17 protein-coding genes are annotated in these 18458 nt (G+C 66.3%); 7 read left to right on the top strand and 10 right to left on the bottom strand.

Translation table 11 applies throughout. The features are described 5' to 3' along the window. Positions 1 to 17: 17 nt before the first annotated feature. The 4 genes from NP3_RS41765 (at position 18) to NP3_RS41750 (ending at position 5158) form a co-directional block, all read left to right on the top strand. Entirely contained in the window at positions 18 to 1022 is a 1005-nt protein-coding gene (locus NP3_RS41765) for an NAD-dependent epimerase/dehydratase family protein (RefSeq protein ID WP_063047224.1), read from the top strand. A 31-nt stretch (positions 1023 to 1053) separates the two neighbouring features. Further along, entirely contained in the window at positions 1054 to 2070 is a 1017-nt protein-coding gene (locus tag NP3_RS41760) for an Rv2578c family radical SAM protein (protein ID WP_063047223.1), read from the top strand. 83 nt (positions 2071 to 2153) lie between these two features. Further along, a complete protein-coding gene (locus NP3_RS41755) occupies positions 2154 to 4079 on the top strand; it encodes a 2-oxoacid:acceptor oxidoreductase subunit alpha (RefSeq protein ID WP_063047222.1) in 1926 nt (641 codons plus the stop codon). Beyond that, entirely contained in the window at positions 4079 to 5158 is a 1080-nt protein-coding gene (locus NP3_RS41750) for a 2-oxoacid:ferredoxin oxidoreductase subunit beta (protein WP_063047221.1), read from the top strand. The genes NP3_RS41755 and NP3_RS41750 overlap by 1 nt, the downstream gene beginning before the upstream one ends. On the opposite strand, the gene NP3_RS41745 is transcribed toward NP3_RS41750, so the two are convergent. Beyond that, positions 5151 to 5597, bottom strand: coding sequence for a MarR family winged helix-turn-helix transcriptional regulator (locus tag NP3_RS41745; protein ID WP_063047239.1), 447 nt, complete (start codon positions 5595 to 5597; stop codon positions 5151 to 5153). The two genes, NP3_RS41750 and NP3_RS41745, sit on opposite strands and share 8 nt — an antisense overlap. A 58-nt stretch (positions 5598 to 5655) precedes the next feature. Here NP3_RS41745 and NP3_RS41740 point away from each other — a divergent pair, with 58 nt between their 5' ends. Beyond that, positions 5656 to 6051 (top strand): hypothetical protein, encoded by a 396-nt coding sequence (locus NP3_RS41740; protein ID WP_063047220.1) that lies wholly within the window; start codon positions 5656 to 5658, stop codon positions 6049 to 6051. Positions 6052 to 6072: 21 nt separating this feature from the next. Here the strand turns inward: NP3_RS41740 and NP3_RS41735 are convergent, their stop codons facing one another. From NP3_RS41735 to hisS, 3 genes are all read right to left on the bottom strand, one after another. Then, positions 6073 to 7080, bottom strand: coding sequence for a malate dehydrogenase (locus tag NP3_RS41735; protein WP_063047238.1), 1008 nt, complete (start codon positions 7078 to 7080; stop codon positions 6073 to 6075). A 248-nt stretch (positions 7081 to 7328) separates the two neighbouring features. After that, positions 7329 to 7985, bottom strand: a complete 657-nt coding sequence (locus NP3_RS41730; RefSeq protein WP_063047219.1) for a hypothetical protein — start codon at positions 7983 to 7985, stop codon at positions 7329 to 7331. A 42-nt stretch (positions 7986 to 8027) separates the two neighbouring features. After that, positions 8028 to 9305, bottom strand: a complete 1278-nt coding sequence (gene hisS / locus NP3_RS41725) for a histidine--tRNA ligase (RefSeq protein ID WP_063047237.1) — start codon at positions 9303 to 9305, stop codon at positions 8028 to 8030. Positions 9306 to 9498: 193 nt separating this feature from the next. On the opposite strand from hisS, the gene NP3_RS41720 reads away from it, so the two are divergent. Next, positions 9499 to 10314, top strand: a complete 816-nt coding sequence (locus NP3_RS41720) for a peptidylprolyl isomerase (protein ID WP_063047218.1) — start codon at positions 9499 to 9501, stop codon at positions 10312 to 10314. A 456-nt stretch (positions 10315 to 10770) separates the two neighbouring features. Continuing rightward, positions 10771 to 11325 carry a hypothetical protein gene (locus NP3_RS41715; protein WP_063047217.1) on the top strand — a complete coding sequence of 185 codons (555 nt, stop codon included), beginning with the start codon at positions 10771 to 10773 and terminating at the stop codon, positions 11323 to 11325. A 67-nt stretch (positions 11326 to 11392) separates the two neighbouring features. On the opposite strand, the gene NP3_RS41710 is transcribed toward NP3_RS41715, so the two are convergent. The 6 genes from NP3_RS41710 to NP3_RS41685 form a co-directional block, all read right to left on the bottom strand. Then, positions 11393 to 11779: a DUF4913 domain-containing protein gene (locus NP3_RS41710; protein WP_245567240.1), complete on the bottom strand. Its 387-nt coding sequence runs from the start codon at positions 11777 to 11779 to the stop codon at positions 11393 to 11395. Between the two features lie 73 nt (positions 11780 to 11852). Next, the gene (locus tag NP3_RS41705) at positions 11853 to 13676 is read right to left on the bottom strand and encodes a type IV secretory system conjugative DNA transfer family protein (protein WP_063047216.1); all 1824 of its coding nucleotides are present in this window, start codon (positions 13674 to 13676) and stop codon (positions 11853 to 11855) included. Between the two features lie 48 nt (positions 13677 to 13724). Then, the gene (locus NP3_RS41700) at positions 13725 to 14264 is read right to left on the bottom strand and encodes a hypothetical protein (RefSeq protein ID WP_245721331.1); all 540 of its coding nucleotides are present in this window, start codon (positions 14262 to 14264) and stop codon (positions 13725 to 13727) included. A 101-nt stretch (positions 14265 to 14365) separates the two neighbouring features. Further along, on the bottom strand, positions 14366 to 16048 hold the full coding sequence (locus NP3_RS41695; protein WP_157124906.1) for a peptidoglycan DD-metalloendopeptidase family protein: 1683 nt from the start codon (positions 16046 to 16048) through the stop codon (positions 14366 to 14368). A 40-nt stretch (positions 16049 to 16088) separates the two neighbouring features. After that, the gene (locus NP3_RS41690; RefSeq protein WP_040692310.1) at positions 16089 to 16397 is read right to left on the bottom strand and encodes a transposase; all 309 of its coding nucleotides are present in this window, start codon (positions 16395 to 16397) and stop codon (positions 16089 to 16091) included. Between the two features lie 55 nt (positions 16398 to 16452). Further along, positions 16453 to 18458, bottom strand: a 2006-nt coding sequence (locus tag NP3_RS41685; RefSeq protein ID WP_063047215.1) for a putative type IV secretion/conjugal transfer ATPase, incomplete at its 5' end; no start/stop codon positions are given.

Raw genomic sequence — 18458 nt, 5'->3', positions numbered from 1 at the left:
TCTATATTCTCGATCGCATGAAGGTCGCAGTGACCGGCGCAGCCGGCTACCTTGGCACGAATCTGCTCAGCCTGCTGGTCGAACGAGGACACGAGGTCACAGCAATCGATCGCGTCGTTCCGGAGCAGCGGACGGACCCGACCGTCACCTGGGTCTCCGGCAATGTGCTCGACCCCGAATCCATGCGCACCGTGCTCGCCGGCGCGGAGATCGTCTACCACCTCGTCGCCGTGATCACCCTGGCCGAGCAGCACGACCTGGCATGGAAGGTCAACACCGAGGGTGTACGCGTCGTCGCCGAGGCGGCCATGGATCTGGGCGTGCGCCGCATGGTGCACGCGAGCTCCATCCACGCCTTCAACCAGTACACCTGCGGCGGCCGCATCGACGAGACCTCAGCGCGCTCGACCGACCCCGGCCTGCCCGTCTACGACCGCTCCAAATGGGCGGGCGAAATCGAACTGCGCAAGGTGATCGAGCAGGGCCTGGACGCGGTGATCTGCAATCCCACCGGCGTCTTCGGCCCGCTCGACTACAGCACCCCGCTGTCCAGGATCAACCGCACCCTCAAGGACGCCGCCCGCGGCCGGGTTCCCGCGATGATCGGCGGCGGCTTCGATCTGGTCGACGTCCGCGACGTCGCGAAGGGCCTGATCCTGGCCGGGGAGCGGGGACGAACCGGCGAGAACTACCTGCTCGGCGGTTCGATGATCTCGATGCTCGACCTGTGCCGCACCGCGGCGGAATGCGGCGGCAAGAAGGGACCGAAGTTCTCGATCTCGCCCAAGGTCGTCAACGGCTTGATTCCGGTGCTCGAACCGATCGGCAAACTGCTCAAGACCGACATCGTGTCGAAGGCCGCGCTCGGCGCATTGGTCTCCGCCCCGATCGTCGACCACGGCAAGGCGGAACGCGAAATCGGCTATCAGCCGAGGCCCATCGAGGAGACCGTGCGCGACCTGGTCACCTTCTTTACCGATCCGAAGCAGCTCACCGCGCCCGACGCCCGACAGATCGCTTGACACTCTTTAGAACACATGTTCGACTAGTGGGGTGCGGTGGCAAAGCCAAACCCTGGATGCCGACGACGGCGCCCTGCCCGGTCTCGACCGGGCGGGTTTCGTGCGCACCGTACAGACCCCCGAATTCGAGGGCATCACGTTCCACGAGGTGCTGTGCAAGAGTGCGCTGAACAAGATGCCGGAGGCGTCGAATCTGCCGTTCCATTGGACGATCAATCCGATGCGCGGCTGTTCACACGCCTGCCGCTACTGTTTCGCGCGTCCCACCCACGAGTATCTGGACCTGGACGCGGGCCGGGATTTCGATTCGCAGATCGTGGTGAAGACCAATATCGCCGCGGTGCTGCGCAAGGAACTCGGCCGGCGGTCCTGGCATCACGAACCGGTCGCGCTGGGCACGAATACCGATCCGTATCAACGGGCCGAGGGCCGATATCGGTTGATGCCCGGCATCATACGTGCGCTGACCGATTCCGGCACACCGTTCTCCATTCTCACCAAGGGCGCGCTGCTGCGCCGGGATCTGCCCCTGCTCACGGCGGCGGCGCGCCAGGTCCGGGTGAGCATCGCCGTCTCCATCGCGATCCTGGATACGGATCTGCACTGCGGCCTGGAATCCGGTACGCCATCGCCCAAGGCGCGGTTGGAGATGGTGCGGGCGCTGGCCGATGCCGGGTTCGAAGTGAATGTGATGGTCGCGCCGGTGATTCCATATCTCACCGACAGCCGCGCCCACCTGGACGCACTATTCGGTGCGATCGCCGAGGCCGGGGCGGTATCGGTGGTCGCATTCCCGATGCATCTGCGTGGCGCCACCCGTGGCTGGTTCCTGAGCTGGCTGGCCGAGGCGCATCCGGCGCTGGTGCGCCGCTATCGCCAGCTGTACGGCCGCGGCGCCTACGTGACGCCGGAATATGCGTCCTGGCTACGCGAGCGGGTGCAGCCACTGCTCCAGCAACACGGCCTCACCCGCGAGCACACCACGGAGCCGCGGACACAGCCCCCGACACCGCTGCCCAACGACACGCAGCTGGCGCTCTTCGCGTAAAGCATTTCACAAGCAATTCCCGCACACGGCGGAGTAGGTTGGCCAATGGCACCTCCCATCGGACGAGGAAGTGAAGCAGGCATATGGTTTCCGACCAAAGTGATGTCGGCACAGCGAAATTGGAAAAGGTCGTAATTCGGTTCGCCGGGGACTCCGGTGACGGAATGCAGCTCACCGGTGATCGCTTCACGCACGAGGCGGCCGCATTCGGCAACGACCTCGCCACCCAGCCCAACTTCCCGGCCGAAATCCGGGCGCCACAGGGCACGCTGCCCGGCGTCTCGTCCTTCCAGATCCAGATCGCCGATTACGACATCCTCACCGCGGGCGACCAACCCGACGTGCTGGTCGCGATGAATCCCGCGGCGCTGAAGTCCAATCTCGAGGACCTGCCGCGCGGTGCCACCCTCATCGTGAACACCGACGAGTTCACGAAACGCAATCTGGGCAAGGTCGGCTACACCACTGATCCGCTCGACGACGACACACTGAGCGATTTCGTGGTCCACCGCGTCCCGATGACCTCGATCACCCTGGGCGCGACCGAGCCGACCGGTGTCGGCAAGAAGGACGCTCAGCGCGCGAAGAATATGTTCGCGCTCGGCCTGCTGTCCTGGATGTACGGACGCCCGATCGGCGGTACCGAACGCTTCCTGCGCGAGAAATTCGCCGCGAAACCCGATATCGCCGAGGCGAATCTGCTCGCCTTCCGCGCGGGCTGGAACTACGGCGAGACCACCGAGAGCTTCGCAACCACCTTCGAGGTGGCCCCGGCCAAGCTGCCGCCGGGCACCTACCGCCAGATCACCGGCAACACCGCGCTCGCCTACGGCCTCGTCACCGCGGGGCAGTTATCCGGGTTGCCGGTCTTTCTCGGCACCTATCCGATCACACCAGCCTCCGACATCCTGCACGAACTCAGTAAGCACAAGAACTTCGGCGTCACGACCTTCCAGGCCGAAGACGAAATCGCTGGCATCGGCGCGGCCCTCGGCGCGGCCCTCGGCGGCGCGCTAGGCGTCACCAGCACTTCCGGCCCTGGGCTGGCGCTCAAGAGCGAAACCATCGGGCTCGCGGTGATGACGGAACTGCCGTTGGTGATCGTCGACGTGCAGCGCGGGGGACCGTCCACCGGACTGCCGACCAAAACCGAACAGGCCGATCTCCTGCAGGCGCTCTACGGCCGCAACGGGGAATCGCCGGTGGCGGTACTCGCGCCGCGCTCCCCCGCAGACTGCTTCGCCACCGCGGTGGAGGCGGCTCGCATCGCCCTCACCTACCGCACGCCGGTGCTGTTGCTTTCCGACGGCTCGATCGCCAATGGCTCTGAGCCGTGGTCGATTCCGCGGGTCACCGAGCTGGAGCCGATCGATCCGCGCTTCGAACCCGAGGCCGAGGATGGCACGCCGTTCCAGCCCTACTCCCGTGATCCCGATACCCTCGCCAGGCCACTCGCGGTGCCGGGGACCGCTGGTCGCGCGCATCGGATCGGCGGACTGGAGAAGGCCGACGGCAGCGGCAATATCTCCTATGAGCCCGGCAATCACGAACTGATGGTTCGCCTGCGGCAAGCCAAGATCGACGGCATCACCGTCCCCGATCTCGAGGTCGACGATCCGGACGGGCGGGCCGAACTCCTGCTGATCGGCTGGGGCAGTTCCTTCGGGCCGATCGGCGAGGCGTGTCGGCGCGCCCGCCGTCGCGGCGTCCCGGTCGCACAGGCGCATCTGCGATATCTGAATCCATTGCCCGCCAACCTCGATGCCGTGCTGCGGAGCTATCGGACGGTGGTCGCGCCGGAAATGAACGGCGGTCAGCTGGCCATGCTGCTGCGGGCGAAGTATCTGGTGGATGTGCAACCGTGGACGAAGATCGCGGGCACGGCGTTCTCCGCACAGGAACTCGTCGGGGTGATCGATGCGGCACTGGACGGGTCGATCGAGGATATGGAACACGACAAGGCGTTCGCGGCACGGGCGCGTGCCACGTACTCGACCGGGGGTAACTGATGACCATCGTCGAAACCTCGCTCGTCGGAACCGATCTGGGCCTCACCGGACTCTCGGGAGTACCGTCCGCGGACGGGCCGCAGAAGGTCAAGGACTTCACCTCCGATCAGGAGGTGCGCTGGTGCCCCGGCTGCGGTGACTATGTGATCCTGGCGACCGTGCGCGGCTTCCTCGCCGAACTCGGATTGCGCAGGGAGAACCTGATGTTCGTCTCCGGGATCGGCTGCTCGAGCCGGTTCCCGTACTACCTCGAGGCCTACGGCATCCACTCCATCCACGGCCGCGCGCCCGCCATCGCGACGGGGCTCGCGGTAACGCGGCCGGATCTGTCGGTGTGGGTGGTGACCGGTGACGGTGACGCGCTGTCGATCGGCGGCAACCACCTGATCCATGCCCTGCGCCGCAATGTGAACATGACGATCCTGCTGTTCAACAACCGGATCTACGGACTCACCAAGGGGCAGTACTCCCCCACCTCGGAAGAGGGCAAGATCACCAAATCGACGCCGATGGGGTCGGTCGACCATCCGTTCAATACGCTGTCGGTCGCGCTCGGCGCGGAAGCCAGCTTCGCCGCGCGCGCGCTGGATTCCGATCGGGCGGGCCTCACCGAGGTGCTGCGCGCCGCCGCCGAACACCGCGGGACCTCCTTCGTCGAGATCCTGCAGGACTGCCCGATCTTCAACGACGGTTCGTTCGATGTGCTGCGCAAGGGCGATGCCGAATCCCGCCTCATCCCGCTGCACCACGGCGCGCCGATCCGTTTCGGCGCCGATGGCGAATTCGCTGTGGTCCGTGCCGGTTTCGGGCTCGCGGTGGTGCGCGCCGACGACGTCGACGAGTCCGAGATCATTGTGCACGACGCCTACACCGACAATCCGGAGTACGCCTACGCCCTCTCGCGTCTGTCGGACCAGGACCTCGGCCATGTGGTCACCGGGATCTTCCGCAACGTCACCCGGCCCACCTACGACGATGCGGTTCGCACCCAAACCGCCATGGCGCGGGAACGCAAGCCGGTAAAAGAGGCTTCGCTGCAATCCCTACTCAACGGTTCGGAAACCTGGACCATCAGCTAGGCAGACCCAGCCGATCGGCGAGCGTGCCCAGGATGCGATGTAGGTCGGCGCGCTCGGCCGCGGTGAGATCCGCGGTGGTCTCGGCGTCGATCGCATGTGCGGCGTCGAGACATTTGTCCAGCAATGCGCGGCCGTGGGAGGTCAGGCTCAGGTTCTGACGGCGGCGATCCTCCGGATCCCGCAGCCGTTCGATGGCCCCGAGGGACTCCAGATGGTCGGCCAGCGCGACGACCAGACTCGGCGCGACGCGCAGTATCTGCGCCATCCGCATCTGCGATGTCGGTCCGTCGGCCGCCAGCACATTCAGCATTCCGGCGTGCTTCGGCTTGAGCCCGAGACTCGACACATCGATGCTGAAGCGGTCGGTCAGGAACGCACCCAGTAGTCCGAGCCGGAAGGTGATGGTCTCCGGCAGCTTTTCCACCTTGACGTTCTTCATAGCCAGCATAATACTGTCCCTAAACCATTCAGACTCTGAACGATTTAGGGAGTGAAAGATGCAGGCCGAGAAGCTCACCAGACCCACGATCATCGCCAATGCGGTCGGCGCGGGCGTCGCCATGGCATTCAGTGTCGCGGCGCTCATCGACCCGAACCTGGTGATAACCGGCAGCGCGGACTCGCCCGGAGTTGATCTGTATGCCCAGGCCTACGCCGCGCGTGCCATCCCGTTGGGTGCCGCGTTGCTGTTCAGCCTGACCAGCCGCCGCAAGCGGGGTCTCCTACCGCTGCTGACCGTGTCGGGTGCGGTACAGCTCGGCGATGTCGCCATCGGCGCCGCCCAGGGAATTCCGGGCATGATGGTCGGCGGCAGCGTGCTCGCGCTGATTCATCTCGCCACCGCGGGTCGATTGGCCCTCGGCAACAGTCGCTCCGCCACAGCCGCGGCCTGAGCTACGACTTCGGACATGAGTTCAGACGTGCTTGGCGAATCCGAGGCCGACGACGGCGTCGCGTTCCTGTTCGAGTTCCACGACGCTGGCGTCGATGCGGGCGCGGGAGAATTCGTCGAGCTCCAAGCCCTGGACGATCGCGTATTCGCCGTCCGCGCAGGTGACGGGGAACGAGGTGATGAGGCCTTCGGGAATGCCGTAGGAGCCGTTGGAGGGGACGGTCATGGAGGTCCAGTCGTCGGTGTGGGTGCCGAGCGACCAGTCGTGGATGTGGTCGATGGCCGCGCTGGCCGCGCTGGCGGCCGAAGAGGCACCGCGGGCCTGGATGATGGCTGTGCCGCGCTGTTGGACGGTGGGGATGAATTCCTCGCGCACCCAGCCCTGGTCGACGAGCTCGCGGGCGGGGCGGCCCGCGATGGTGGCGTGGGTGATATCCGGATACTGGGTCGCGGAGTGGTTGCCCCAGATGGCGACGCGGGCGATATCGGCGGCGGCCGCGCCGGTCTTCTTGGCCAGTTGCGCGATGGCGCGGTTGTGGTCGAGGCGGGTCATCGCGGTGAATCGCTCGGCCGGGACGTCCGGGGCATTGCTCATGGCGATGAAGGCGTTGGTATTGGCCGGGTTTCCGACCACGAGCACCTTGACGTCGGCGGCGGCGCTGGCGTTGATCGCCTGGCCCTGTTCGGTGAAGATCGGGCCGTTGGCGGCCAGCAGGTCCGAGCGCTCCATCCCCGCGGTGCGCGGCCGAGCACCGACCAGCAGTGCGATATTCGCGCCTTCGAACCCGACCCACGGATCGTCACTGATGTCGATCGACTCGAGCAGCGGAAACGCGCCGTCCTCGAGCTCCATCGCCACACCCTCCAGTGACGCCACCGCCGCCGGGATCTCCAGCAACCGCAGCCGTACCGGCGTCTCGGACCCGAGCAGCGCCCCGGACGCGATCCGGAACAGCAGACCGTAGGCGATCTGCCCCGCACCTCCGGTCACGGCGACGGTCACGGGCGCGGTCCGAGCAGCGGTGCTCACGAGAAACTCCTTGCGATAGACGGACACTCGATCCCACCCTAACGACTCTCACGGCCCCCGAACCCCCGTGGTGAGCTACGCGACAATCACCCCGGCACACCCATCCAGCCGCCCCAGCTAACGACAAGCACCCACAACGGGCACGAAATCCGACAGAGTGCGCGCTGTTCAGCGCACGACGCAACCGCGCATCGCCTGCAATCTCACGTGGCACGCCGATTCACGTGTCGCACAACTCGACTCGCGTATCAACACAGTCCCGCGACTTCCTGATCGGTCAGGACGATCGGCGACACATAGTCCTTCGCCCGCGCGAGGCGAACGGCACGGTACAGCGGCCGCTCCTCCAGTCCGGCATCTCGGGCCTCGGCGCGCAGTTGGTGGACGAGCATGGTCGATACCGCTACGGCCGCGGCGAGTTCGCTGGCGGCCAGAGCGTCGGCCAGTTTGCGGAGGCCGAGCAGGTGGAGTTCACGACCGCTACCCGCATCCGTGTACATCGCGAGCGGTACGACCTGCGACTCGACGCCTGCGGTCACCCGCAGGACGATGCGGCTCAAACGGGCCGGAAAGACGAGGATCTCGACGCCATTGGCGGCCGCGATATCGACCTGACGCTCGCCGATCACCCGCCGCGCGTGAATCGTGGTCCCGGCCAGCCACATCCGCCGACGGCGCAGCGCGATGGCGTAGGCGACGGTGGGCGCACCGACGACGAGACCGATCGCGATCGCGATCGACCACGGCACCAGCAGCGCCGCGAGCAATGCGGCACCGATCCCCACCCCTACCGCTGCGAGGGCGAGTCGCCGCAGCATCGGCGCGTAGGTCTCGGGCGCGACGAGATCGAGTCCGACCGACCGAACCGGTTGGGCTGCACCGGGATTCGTGGGTTCTACCGGCATGGCTGCCCATTCGTCGTGGTGCGGGTGTACCCCGGCACCGTACTACTCGCCGGAGCGCAAAGCGGTCGCGACGGCGGCCACCGTCTCGTCCAGTGGGATCTGACGCTGTTCACCGGTGGCCATATCCTTCAGGCCGATGGTGTTCTCGGCCAGATCACGGTCACCGAGGACCAGGGTGAATTGGGCGCCGGACTTGTCCGCGGCCTTCAGCGACCCCTTGACACTTCGACCGCCGTAGGCCAGATCGACCCGAATGCCCGCCGCCCGCAACTGCGCCGCGAGCACGACCAACCGCTGCTTGGCCGCATCGCCGAGTGGTACGCCGTAGACCTCGCACCGCGCCGGATCGCCCGCCGACTTGCCCTCGGCCCGCAGTGCCAGCATGGTGCGGTCCACACCGAGTCCGAATCCGATGCCGGACAGCGGTTGTCCGCCCAGTTCGGCCATGAGCCCGTCGTAGCGTCCGCCGCCGCCGATACCCGACTGCGCCCCGAGACCGTCGTGCACGAATTCGAAGGTCGTCTTCGTGTAGTAGTCCAGGCCGCGCACCATCCGCGGATTCACCACATAGGGCACCCCGAGCGCGTCGAGGTACCCGAGCACCTGCTCGAAGTGCGTCTTCGCCGACTCGGACAGGTGATCGATCATCAGCGGCGCGTTCGCGGTCATCTCGCGCACCTCGGGCCGCTTGTCGTCGAGCACCCGCAGCGGATTCAACTGCGCCCGCCGCTTGGTCTCCTCGTCCAGCGGCAGCCCGAACAGGAACTCCTGCAACAGTTCTCGATATTGCGGGCGACAGGTCTCGTCACCGAGCGAGGTGATCTCGAGCCGGAAGCCATCCAACCCGAGTTCGCGATATCCGGCGTCCGCGATCGCGATCACCTCGGCATCCAGCGCCGGATCATCGATACCGATCGCCTCGACGCCGACCTGCTGCAACTGCCGGTACCGACCGGCCTGCGGGCGCTCATAGCGGAAGAACGGACCCGAATACACCAGCTTCACCGGCAACTGCCCCCGGTCGAGCCCGTGTTCGATGACCGCACGCATGACACCCGCGGTGCCCTCCGGCCGCAGCGTGACACTGCGCTCGCCGCGGTCGGCGAAGGTGTACATCTCCTTGGTCACCACATCGGTGGATTCACCGACACCCCGCGCGAACAAGGCGGTGTCCTCGAAGATCGGCAGCTCCACATGCCCGTACCCGGCGAGTCGGGCGGCGCGGATCAAGCCGTCGCGCACCGCGACGAACTCGGCCGAACCGGGTGGCACGTAATCCGGAACCCCCTTCGGGGCGGAGAAGCTGCTGGTCTTGGTCACGATGGTCCAGTTTCCACCACTACGGCCCGTCAAGTCCAACCGGTTTGCCACCGCTTGCGACTGCTTGCGGGTCGCTCGAAAGGATCAGCGGTTCATACGGCGTCACGACTGGTCGAAATGGCCTGCTGAGCAGTCTCAGGAATAGATGGCACAATCCTGTGCCGTACGTAACGGATACGGGAGGAACGTGGTAGTGCCGAGCAACGAACAGCGACGGGCAGCGGCGAAACGCAAGCTGGAGCGCCAGCTGGCCAACCGGGCCGACCGGGCGCGCAAGCGCAGGCGACTCACGATCGCCGGATCGGCGCTCGGCGTGGTGGTCGTGGCGGCGGCGGCCGTCGGCGTCTACTTCCTGACCAAGAGTGACGATAAGCCCGCGGCCATCAGCTGCGACTACCGCGACAGTCAGAAGCCCGCGGATAAGCCGGTGAAGAAGCCGCGCACCAGCGGCATCGAGAACACCGGCGACAATGCGAGTCTCAGCGTCAGCATGGACACCACTCAGGGCCCCATCGGCCTGACCCTGGACAACGCCAAGGCGCCGTGCACCGTGAACAGCTTCGCCAGCCTGGCCGGTCAGGGCTACTTCGACAACACCACTTGCCACCGCATGACCGCGGATGAGGGCCTGAAGGTGCTGCAGTGCGGTGACCCGACAGCCACCGGCACCGGCGGTCCCGGCTACCAGTTCGACAACGAGTACCCGACCAATCGGTACAACCCCGCCGACCCCGCATTGCAGCAGCCCATGGACTACAAGCGCGGCACGCTGGCCATGGCCAACGCGGGTCCGGATCCCGTCACCGGCGGCGGCACCAACGGTAGTCAGTTCTTCATCGTCTACGGCGATTCGCAACTGCCGCCGAACTACACCATCTTCGGCACCGTCGATCCGGACAGCATGGGCACGCTGGACAAGATCGCCGCAGGGGGTCAGGACAACTCCAACGGCCAGGGTGACGGCAAGCCCAATCTCCCGGTAACCATCCAGTCGGTCCGCATCGACTGAGCTGGCTTTCGAGCGACCTGCGAGCAGTCGCTACGACACGCCCGATCCGAATACTCGCTTCGTTCGTACCCGCTGCGCACAATGAGCAGCGGGCCCGAACTACCGCCCTGCCCAAGCCAGGGTAGGCGACCCTAATCGTTCGGTTAGGGTGTGCTAAAACCGGAGATCCTCCGAAGCTTTCCCCTACCCGCCGGAATTGTGCGATATATGCTCTTAAGCGGTACGCCCACACGGTTGGCGCCGGGTTTTCTCGGGTAATCTCGAATAAAGGAGAACGCGTAGCGTCGTCATCCCCTGACCGGACGATCCCCAACCGGGAATGCCACGCGACAAGTTCTCTGGGTGTCCACGTTTGCAGGCGGGGCACCGGCGCGACGGACTACAGTTCGACGTGGCGGCGTCCGTGACGAAGCACCACAACATCCATAGTGATCACTGCAGCATCGGGGAGCAGCCATGTCCGAGGAACTGGACGACATCGGCCGGGAAACCGCGGCCATGATGAAGACTATGTTGCAGCTTGCGACCCTGGTCGCGCTGCGGACCCGTGAGCGTGGTCAGAAGGAAGCCGAAGCCCGCGTCAAGGTCACCGAGGCCCGCATCAAGGAGGCCCGGGAACTGCAGATCCGTGAGGCCCGCGACGCCAAGGCGAAGGACCCACGCAATCTCGAACTGGCCCGGATGGTCGAGAAATCGGTTCCGGCCCAGGGGATTTCATTGGAGAAGGATCGTTTCTCCGCACAGGCCGAGGCCAGCAGGATGGCCGCGACGGCGTCGGCTCAGTCCAAACCGCTCGTTCGTTACGACTCCCAGGAGCGTCGGCAGGCCATCGCGGCGCATCTCGCCCGGATCGGTATCGCACCGGAACTGGCGGCGGTGCGGATGCTCATCGAAGTAGGTCAGGGGCAACCGCCCGAAGAGGCCGTACGCATTCGCGACGAAGCCGCCCGCGCGGCCGCCGCACGAGGTCGGGAACAAGACGCACGCGGTTTGGAACGCGTCCGGCAGTAACTGGATCCCGACGCCGGAAACCGAAAACGCCCGCTGAAATCAGCGGGCGTTTCGACGTTTCGGCTCCTCAGACGCGGAAATCGCCGATGGTCGGATCGCCGAAAAGTCCCTGGGTGGGCGACTTCAGCGGCAGCGGGCTCAGCATGTCCTTGTGGCCGTTGCGCACACTGCAGTACTTGAACGGTCCGCGAGGATCGAAGAGTTTGGTCATATGCGGATCCGCGTGGTCGAGGAACCAGATGCTCAATCCGGTGCTCGGCTCGAGCCGGTAGTGCTCCCATGCACGCCAGAGCGCATCTAGTCGCGCCACCGCCTCGGCATGCTTCCACCACTCCGGGCACCACACCGTTTCGCTGATGTCGGTGACCTGACGCCGGTACACCAGGCCGAGGTAGTTCTCGACGAAGTCGACCACATTGCTGTAGATCATGGGCTGTTGCTGCTGTTCAGTCACAGCTCCACCTCGCTAGCGCTCGGCTCCGCTGTGACTGGCCGTGCTGTGTCTATGGTTCCCTCGCTACGCTCGGTCACAGTGGCCGAACCTCCTCGATTTGACCGTATTCGGGTGGCGGAGCAGCCTTGGTCAGGTTGGGCGAGCCGAACAGGTCGGCGATCTCGGTCTTACGCCCCGGAAGATGGTGCGAGATCGACTTCTTCACGTCGTCAGCGTAGTCGCCCTCCCACCAGGGCACGGTACGCACCAGCACCGCGGGCTGGCCGGAGGTGAAGACGATCGCGCGGCCCTGTGGCAGAGTAGCCAGCGCGTTCACGGTGAATGTCTTGGACGAACCCAGTGAACGCGAATAGCTCTTGCCGCCTTTGGATTCCGAGACCGAGGAAGAGATCGCGTCGTATTCGCCGATCGCCTCGGACCGGTCCCGCAGGAAGTTCATATCGTCGACGCCCGGACCGAGCACCTTGATATTGGCCGCCGACCACAGCGCCAGCATGCCGTCGTCACCCCAGCAGCGCGCACCCTGGGCCCAGGACTGCAGCACCGTCATCACCACGATGCCGCGTGAACCGAAGTGACTGTACTGCTTGGGCAAATCCTTCCAGCGCACCACATTCGCCGCCTCGTCCAGGACCGCGAGCATCGGGATCGGCAACCGTCCGCCGGGCGAATGGGTGGCCTTGCGCATGGCCACATCGACCACGGCCTCGGTGAGCGCACTGACCAGCGGCGCCGCCGAACCGCGGCCCTCGAGCGAGAGGCTGTAAAGCGTGCCGTTGTTCTCGATGAATTCGAGTTCGTCGAACTGCATGCGGTTGTCGCCGGGCAGGATCCACGGGTGCACATTGGACAGCTGCAGGCAGCGGATCATTTTCTTCGCGGTGCCGAAAATGCCGCTCTTGGTGCGCGGATCGGCGTTGTACTGCATCGCGAGGCCCGAGGCGGTGTAGTGCTTACTCGAATTGCGCAGCAGCTCGATGGGTTCGGAGTCGTTGGGATTGGTCACCCAGTCCCAGACCTGGACGATCGGGCGACTACCGAGCGCGGCCGCCAGGAACAGCCCGGCGAGCAGATCCTCGGCCTCCGGGTCGAAGAACACATCACCCTTGGCATCGGAACCGCTGTCGGCATCGGCGAAGTGTCCGGCCAGCCGCGCGGCGCGCATCTCCGCACCGTCGTGATATGCGTCCACCCAGGCAAGCGGATCCCAGAACCAGGTCGGCTCCTCCCCCGCGACGCCCTGCGGGTCGAAGACGAAGGTGCGACTTCCCTTGGCCTCGCGCACATCTCGGGTCGCATCGACCACGTCGCGCTTGTTCGAGGTAGACAGGACCGGCCCGATGGCAGTCAGGATGGCCGGGATCACCCGCGAGGTCGATTTGCCCTGACGCGGACCCCAGATGTCCAGGTGCAGATCCTCATACGAGCCGTAGAGCATCACCCCATCGGCAACACCGACGCCGATCGGCACGCCCGGGCTGTCGTTGTAGCCGAGCCGGACACCGAGCATTTCGGCCTTCGACCGCACCCCGGCCTCGGTGAGCGATTTGATAGCGCTGCCGCTCCCCATCACATCGGCCTTCTCGTCCACCGAGAGCCGACCGACCGATCGACGTGCGGCAAGCCGCTTGCGCACCACCACATAGGCCACGATCGCGCCGATGACGAGCAGCACGATCACCGTGGAGGCACGCGGCCAGTGCACTTTCCCCTTGACCAGATCGGCGACGATCGCGATCGGGTTGACCGGAATGTCCTGCGGGGTGACAGCCATCGCGTTGCCGAGATGCAAGGCGATCCACAGGGTTCCGAGAGTCGCGAAACCGGCGTAGATCATGTAGAGGGTGATATCGGGTCCGACCACGGCCGGATCCTGCACCTTCTTCTTTTTCGCCATGTCTGCCTCCTGTTAGGACCTAGCTATGTGGTTGTCGCTGGCGCGGGTTCAGCGGAAGGCGTCGAGCCGCCAACCTTCCGATGTACGCACCACGGTCGCGATGACCGTCGCGGGCGGCAGGGATTCCTTGCGCCCGTTCGGGTAGACGACCGTTTGCTCGATCCCGATCTTGAACTGTTGAATGTTCGGATCGGCGCTCGCGGGCGGGCGCTCACCCGATGCGAAGGTGAAGGCCTCGATATGTGCCTGCGCCTTGGCCCAGTCCGCCCACTGCAGCGTCGCTTTCGGTGTCTCGATCCCAGTCGGCGTGCTGTCGAGCATGCGGATCAGGCTGGGGCCCAACCATTTCCGCGCGCGCGACAGCGAGGCGCCCTGAGTCTCGGTGGCGGGCTGCCAGGAGTAGATCTCCTTCAGCGCGGCCACCGCGACGCCGTCGGGCGTCACCGGATCGGGTGCGGGCACACCCTCCAGCAATCGGGTCGTGGACGTGGGCGGCTGCGGCGCACCGGAACCCGGCTCCCGATCCGAGCCGGCGCACCCCGCACCCGACATCGCGACGCTCAGCACCAGCATCACCACCAGTTTCACGCGTGCATTGTTATTCAAGGCTAGCCGCCGGGACCGACACTTGTGCGGTCCAATCGCCGCACGTGCCTCGGCGTGTTCACCGGCCGCGGTATCGGTTGTCGTCACAGCACCCTCCTTCCGCGGCCGTCACCCGGCACCGCGACCTCGGTCACGCCACTGGAATGCCCGTACGCGGCGGGCACGGATTGGATCATTCGGCCGTTGCCGGAATAGATTCCGACCTCGGCGGGGCCGCGCGGGCCGAATGAGCTGAAGACCAGATCACCGGGTTGCAGCTTGCTCAGCGGTACTTCGGCGCCCGCCTCCCACTGCTGTTCGGCGGTCCGCGGCAAGGTCACCGCGCCCGACGAGGCCGCGAACACCGCGGCCGACGTGAGGCCGGGACCGTCCATGCCACCGCCGCTCGGCCCCTGCGGGCCACCGCCACCCCAGACGTACGGCGTGCCGAGCCATTGCCGCGCCGCCTGGACGACCTGAATGCCGCCCGCCCCGTCCTGCGGGGTGAAGCGGCCATTGGAACCCTGCGCGCGGTATTGCGGTTCCATCGCAAGGATATTCGCGACGTACGGCTGGGTTTCGGCGTAGTGCGCGGCCACCTGGTTCGGCATACCGCCGGAGGCGAGTACCGCGCCCTCGCCGGCGTTGTAGGCGGCCAGGGTCAGTGCCACGACATCACCCTGCACGCGCCCCTGGGACTCCCACGCCGTGATCTTGTGCGCGAGCGCGCACATATAACGGCCCTGACCGATGATCGCGTCGCCGTCGTCCCATACGCTCGCGACACCATTGCCGTCGGCATCGATGACATAGGGCTGACCGTCATCGGGATCGATACTGGCCGCGGTGCCGGGCAGGAACTGGGCCAGACCCTGCGCGCCCGCAGGGGAGGACGCGCTGCGCCGGAATCCGGACTCCTGCCTGCCCTGTGCGGCCAGCAGCGACGGGGTGATCTGCGGGCAGATGGAACCCGCACGGCGATACCAGATCTCGAGTTCCTGCGGCACCTTGCCCGCGGCCAGCGCACCACCCGCGGTGCCGAAGCCGCGGTTACAGCGCGGGTCGGTCGAGAAGGCCTGCGCGCCACCGACATCCGGGGTCGGTGCGCCGTCGAGCCAGGGCAGCGGGTCGATCTGCCGACCACCGGTGAAGCGTCCGCCCGGCACTATCTCGAAATGCAGGTGCGGACCACTGGATTCACCCGCCGAGCCGACCTGCGCGATGGGCTGACCAGCGACGACGGTATCGCCGACGTGCACATGCACGCCGCTGTCCCACATATGGCCGTACACCGCGGAATACGCGCGGCCGTTGGTGTCGACGGAATCGACGACGATCCAGTTGCCGAAACCCGAAGCGGGACCGGCCGCTACGACGCGTCCATCGGACACCGAGTAGATGGTGGTGCCGTCGGTCGCGGCGAAGTCGACGCCCTTATGGGTGCCGCCGCGCGCGCCGAATACGTCCGACACGGTGAAGGTGCCAGCGGCCAGCGGCAGCGTCCGGCGGATCGGGCCGACGCCCGCGGCCAGCGACGGCGCACCGGTGGCGGTCGAATGGGCTTGGGTGGCAGTCGGATTGCCGGTCGTGCTCATAGGAGTCGAGGTGCCCGCGACGCGGGAATTACCCGGCGCGTAGCCGCCGAGCGGCGCCAGCATGGTCGATGATACGAGCACCGAAGTGCCCTCGCAGGCGTCGTCCACGGCGGGCATCACGATGACGACCACCAATGTCATCAGCCCGAGTACGCTCGCCAGCGCCAGGTAGAGGAGGGTCCGCCCGGTCACCGTATCCCCGGCAGTGCCGAACGACCGCGGACCGAACCCATCACGTTTGCCGCCGAGATTCGTTGAGGGTGTCGGCCAGGGTGCGGTTCATCTCCGCCGCGGCGGCCAATTGTTGTTGTAAAAGTGCGACTTTGCGGCGCAGCGCCGTCGCGTCCAGGCGCTCGAGACTCGGTCCCTCGGCGGCGCGCACCCAGTTGCGCACCGAGTTGGTATGCACGCCGATCTGCTCGGCGACCACCCGGCAGGCCTCCGATTCGCTGCGTAGTTTGCCGGTAAGCGCGATGACCTGCTCGACCGCGGCCTTGCGCACTTCCGGCGAAACTCTGCGATAGGACCGGTGCGGCATCATGCGCCCCACCTCCCACAGCCATCCGCCGGTCTCGACCACGGTGCAAGAAGGCCCCTCATGCGGCACTCCCACTGGGGGAATCGCCACCACGCGAAGTCGACTCGGTGAACTCGGAGAAGCGCTGGTTGGTTTCGTGGATCCCACTCTCCTTCTCGGACAAGGTGAATTCCATATGGAACGGGATGCCGGGGCGGCGATCCTCACCGATCTTCAGAAGGAATTTGCCGGTACCCGGCGGCGACGGGCGCAGCTGACCAGGTTTGAGTGCCTCGCCCGTCAGCGCTTGCGGCGCGGACCATCCGGTCACCATCTCCTCCTCGGCGGATGTGAACGGAACCACACTGTCCAGGCGCTTGATCTCCTCGCCGGGCAGCGCGCCGAATATCTTGGCGCGCGCGCGTTCGAGGAAGCCCAGCGCCTTCGCGATGGCGGCTTCCGATCCCAGTGCTTGCAGGTCCTTGATGGTGTGGCTGATCATGATCAGCGCGGTGGCGATGGTGCGCTGCAGACGGGTCAGCTCATCGACTCGGTCGACCATGAAGTCGCCGAGGCCGAGCACCTGCCACAGCTCGTCCATCACTACCTGGAAATAGCGCTGCGGGCCGAGTTTCGCGTCGGCGAGCACATGCGCGGCCTCCACCGACGCGAAACCGTCGGCCCAGCAGGCCAGCATCACCGCGGCCTTGAGCTTTTTATCACCGGTGGGGATATGGGATACGTCGATGCAGACCGCGACCGCGCTGGTATCGATCGGAACGGTGGTCTGCCCGTTGAAGATCGCGCCGAACGGGCCCTGTGTCAGGGCGCGCAGCGAGCGGCGCAGGCCCTTGATGGCGACCTGGTATTCGTTCGGATCGTCGGCCCCGGCGTCGAGCTGCAATTCGTCACCCCCGGCGACGATCACCTCGAGCAAGTTCTCCATGATGGGCGGTTGGTCGGGCGTATAGCCGCTGCCCGGTCGGTAGAGGATGCGCAGTGCGGTGGCGATCAGCGTCTCCTCGTAGTCGCGCACCCGCGCGCCGCGTACGAGTTCGACCAGACCGGCGATGAGCGTGACCTGGCGGGCGCGCAGATCCTGCAGCACCTGAAGTTGCAGTGCCGGAAACTCGTCCAGCATCGGCACGACCGAACCGAGCACACCGGCGGCGAGCGGGTTGAGCTTGCCGTGGCCGTAACCGAGGTCGATCACCTGGCCACCGACCAGTTCGACCAACTTGCGGTAGTCCGGTTTCACATCGGCCAGGATCAGCGGGGTGATGCCCTGCGCTATACCGCCGAGCACGATCCGGCGCACCAGCGAAGACTTACCGAAACCGTTGAGCCCCAGGACGAAAAGGCTGGGCGCGGTGATGAAGCTGCCGCGCAGGAACCAGTTCATCGGGTCGAAGCAGACCGGGGCGCCGGTATGCAGATGCGAACCGAGCGGGGTGCCGATCAACGGCGCACCCGCGCCGACCGACCAAGGCCAGAGACCCGCCACCTGGGCGGTGGTGGCCCGGTATTCGACCGGGCGGCCCACGACGTTCATCCGGCCGCCGCCGGGACCCATATAGCCGCGATCGGTGAGTTGGGCTGTGCTGCGGTCGAATCCGTCTTCGAAGACCTGTTCGGCACGCGCCGCGTAATTGCGGCGGCGGATATCGTCGGTGCGGATCCGGAAGGTCGCGAAGGCCGCCCGCAGGCCGGTGCCCTCACGGCTGATCTGCTCAAGTTTAGCCCTGGTCGCATCGTCGAGCAGCGGCGGACCGGACTGTTTGCGCTTGTCCGACCTCGCCTTTGCGCGACGGGCGGCCTTGTCCATCTGCGGGGTGCCCATGGCGCGGTCTGCGGTGTAGTCGATCTTGGCCGCGCGCTGTGCCTCGCGACTCGTCCGCGATCCGTTGCGTTCCGGTCGTGCCACGCGTTCCCCCCGTGCCGGTCGTTGCGGTGCGCCATCGCGCGGGCGAGCGGTCCGGGCGCCGTCGGGACGTCCGCGCTCCGTCGAAGTCCGTTCACCGCGGCCGTTTTCGGACCTGATGCGGCCACGGTCCGGATGCGGCCGATCGGCACGGCCACCGTCCG

It is taken from the genome of Nocardia pseudovaccinii NBRC 100343, assembly GCF_001613225.1.
Classification (GTDB): domain Bacteria; phylum Actinomycetota; class Actinomycetes; order Mycobacteriales; family Mycobacteriaceae; genus Nocardia; species Nocardia pseudovaccinii.
Note: the sequence above shows the minus strand (reverse complement) of the source record. Positions and strands in the feature narration are given on the sequence as shown.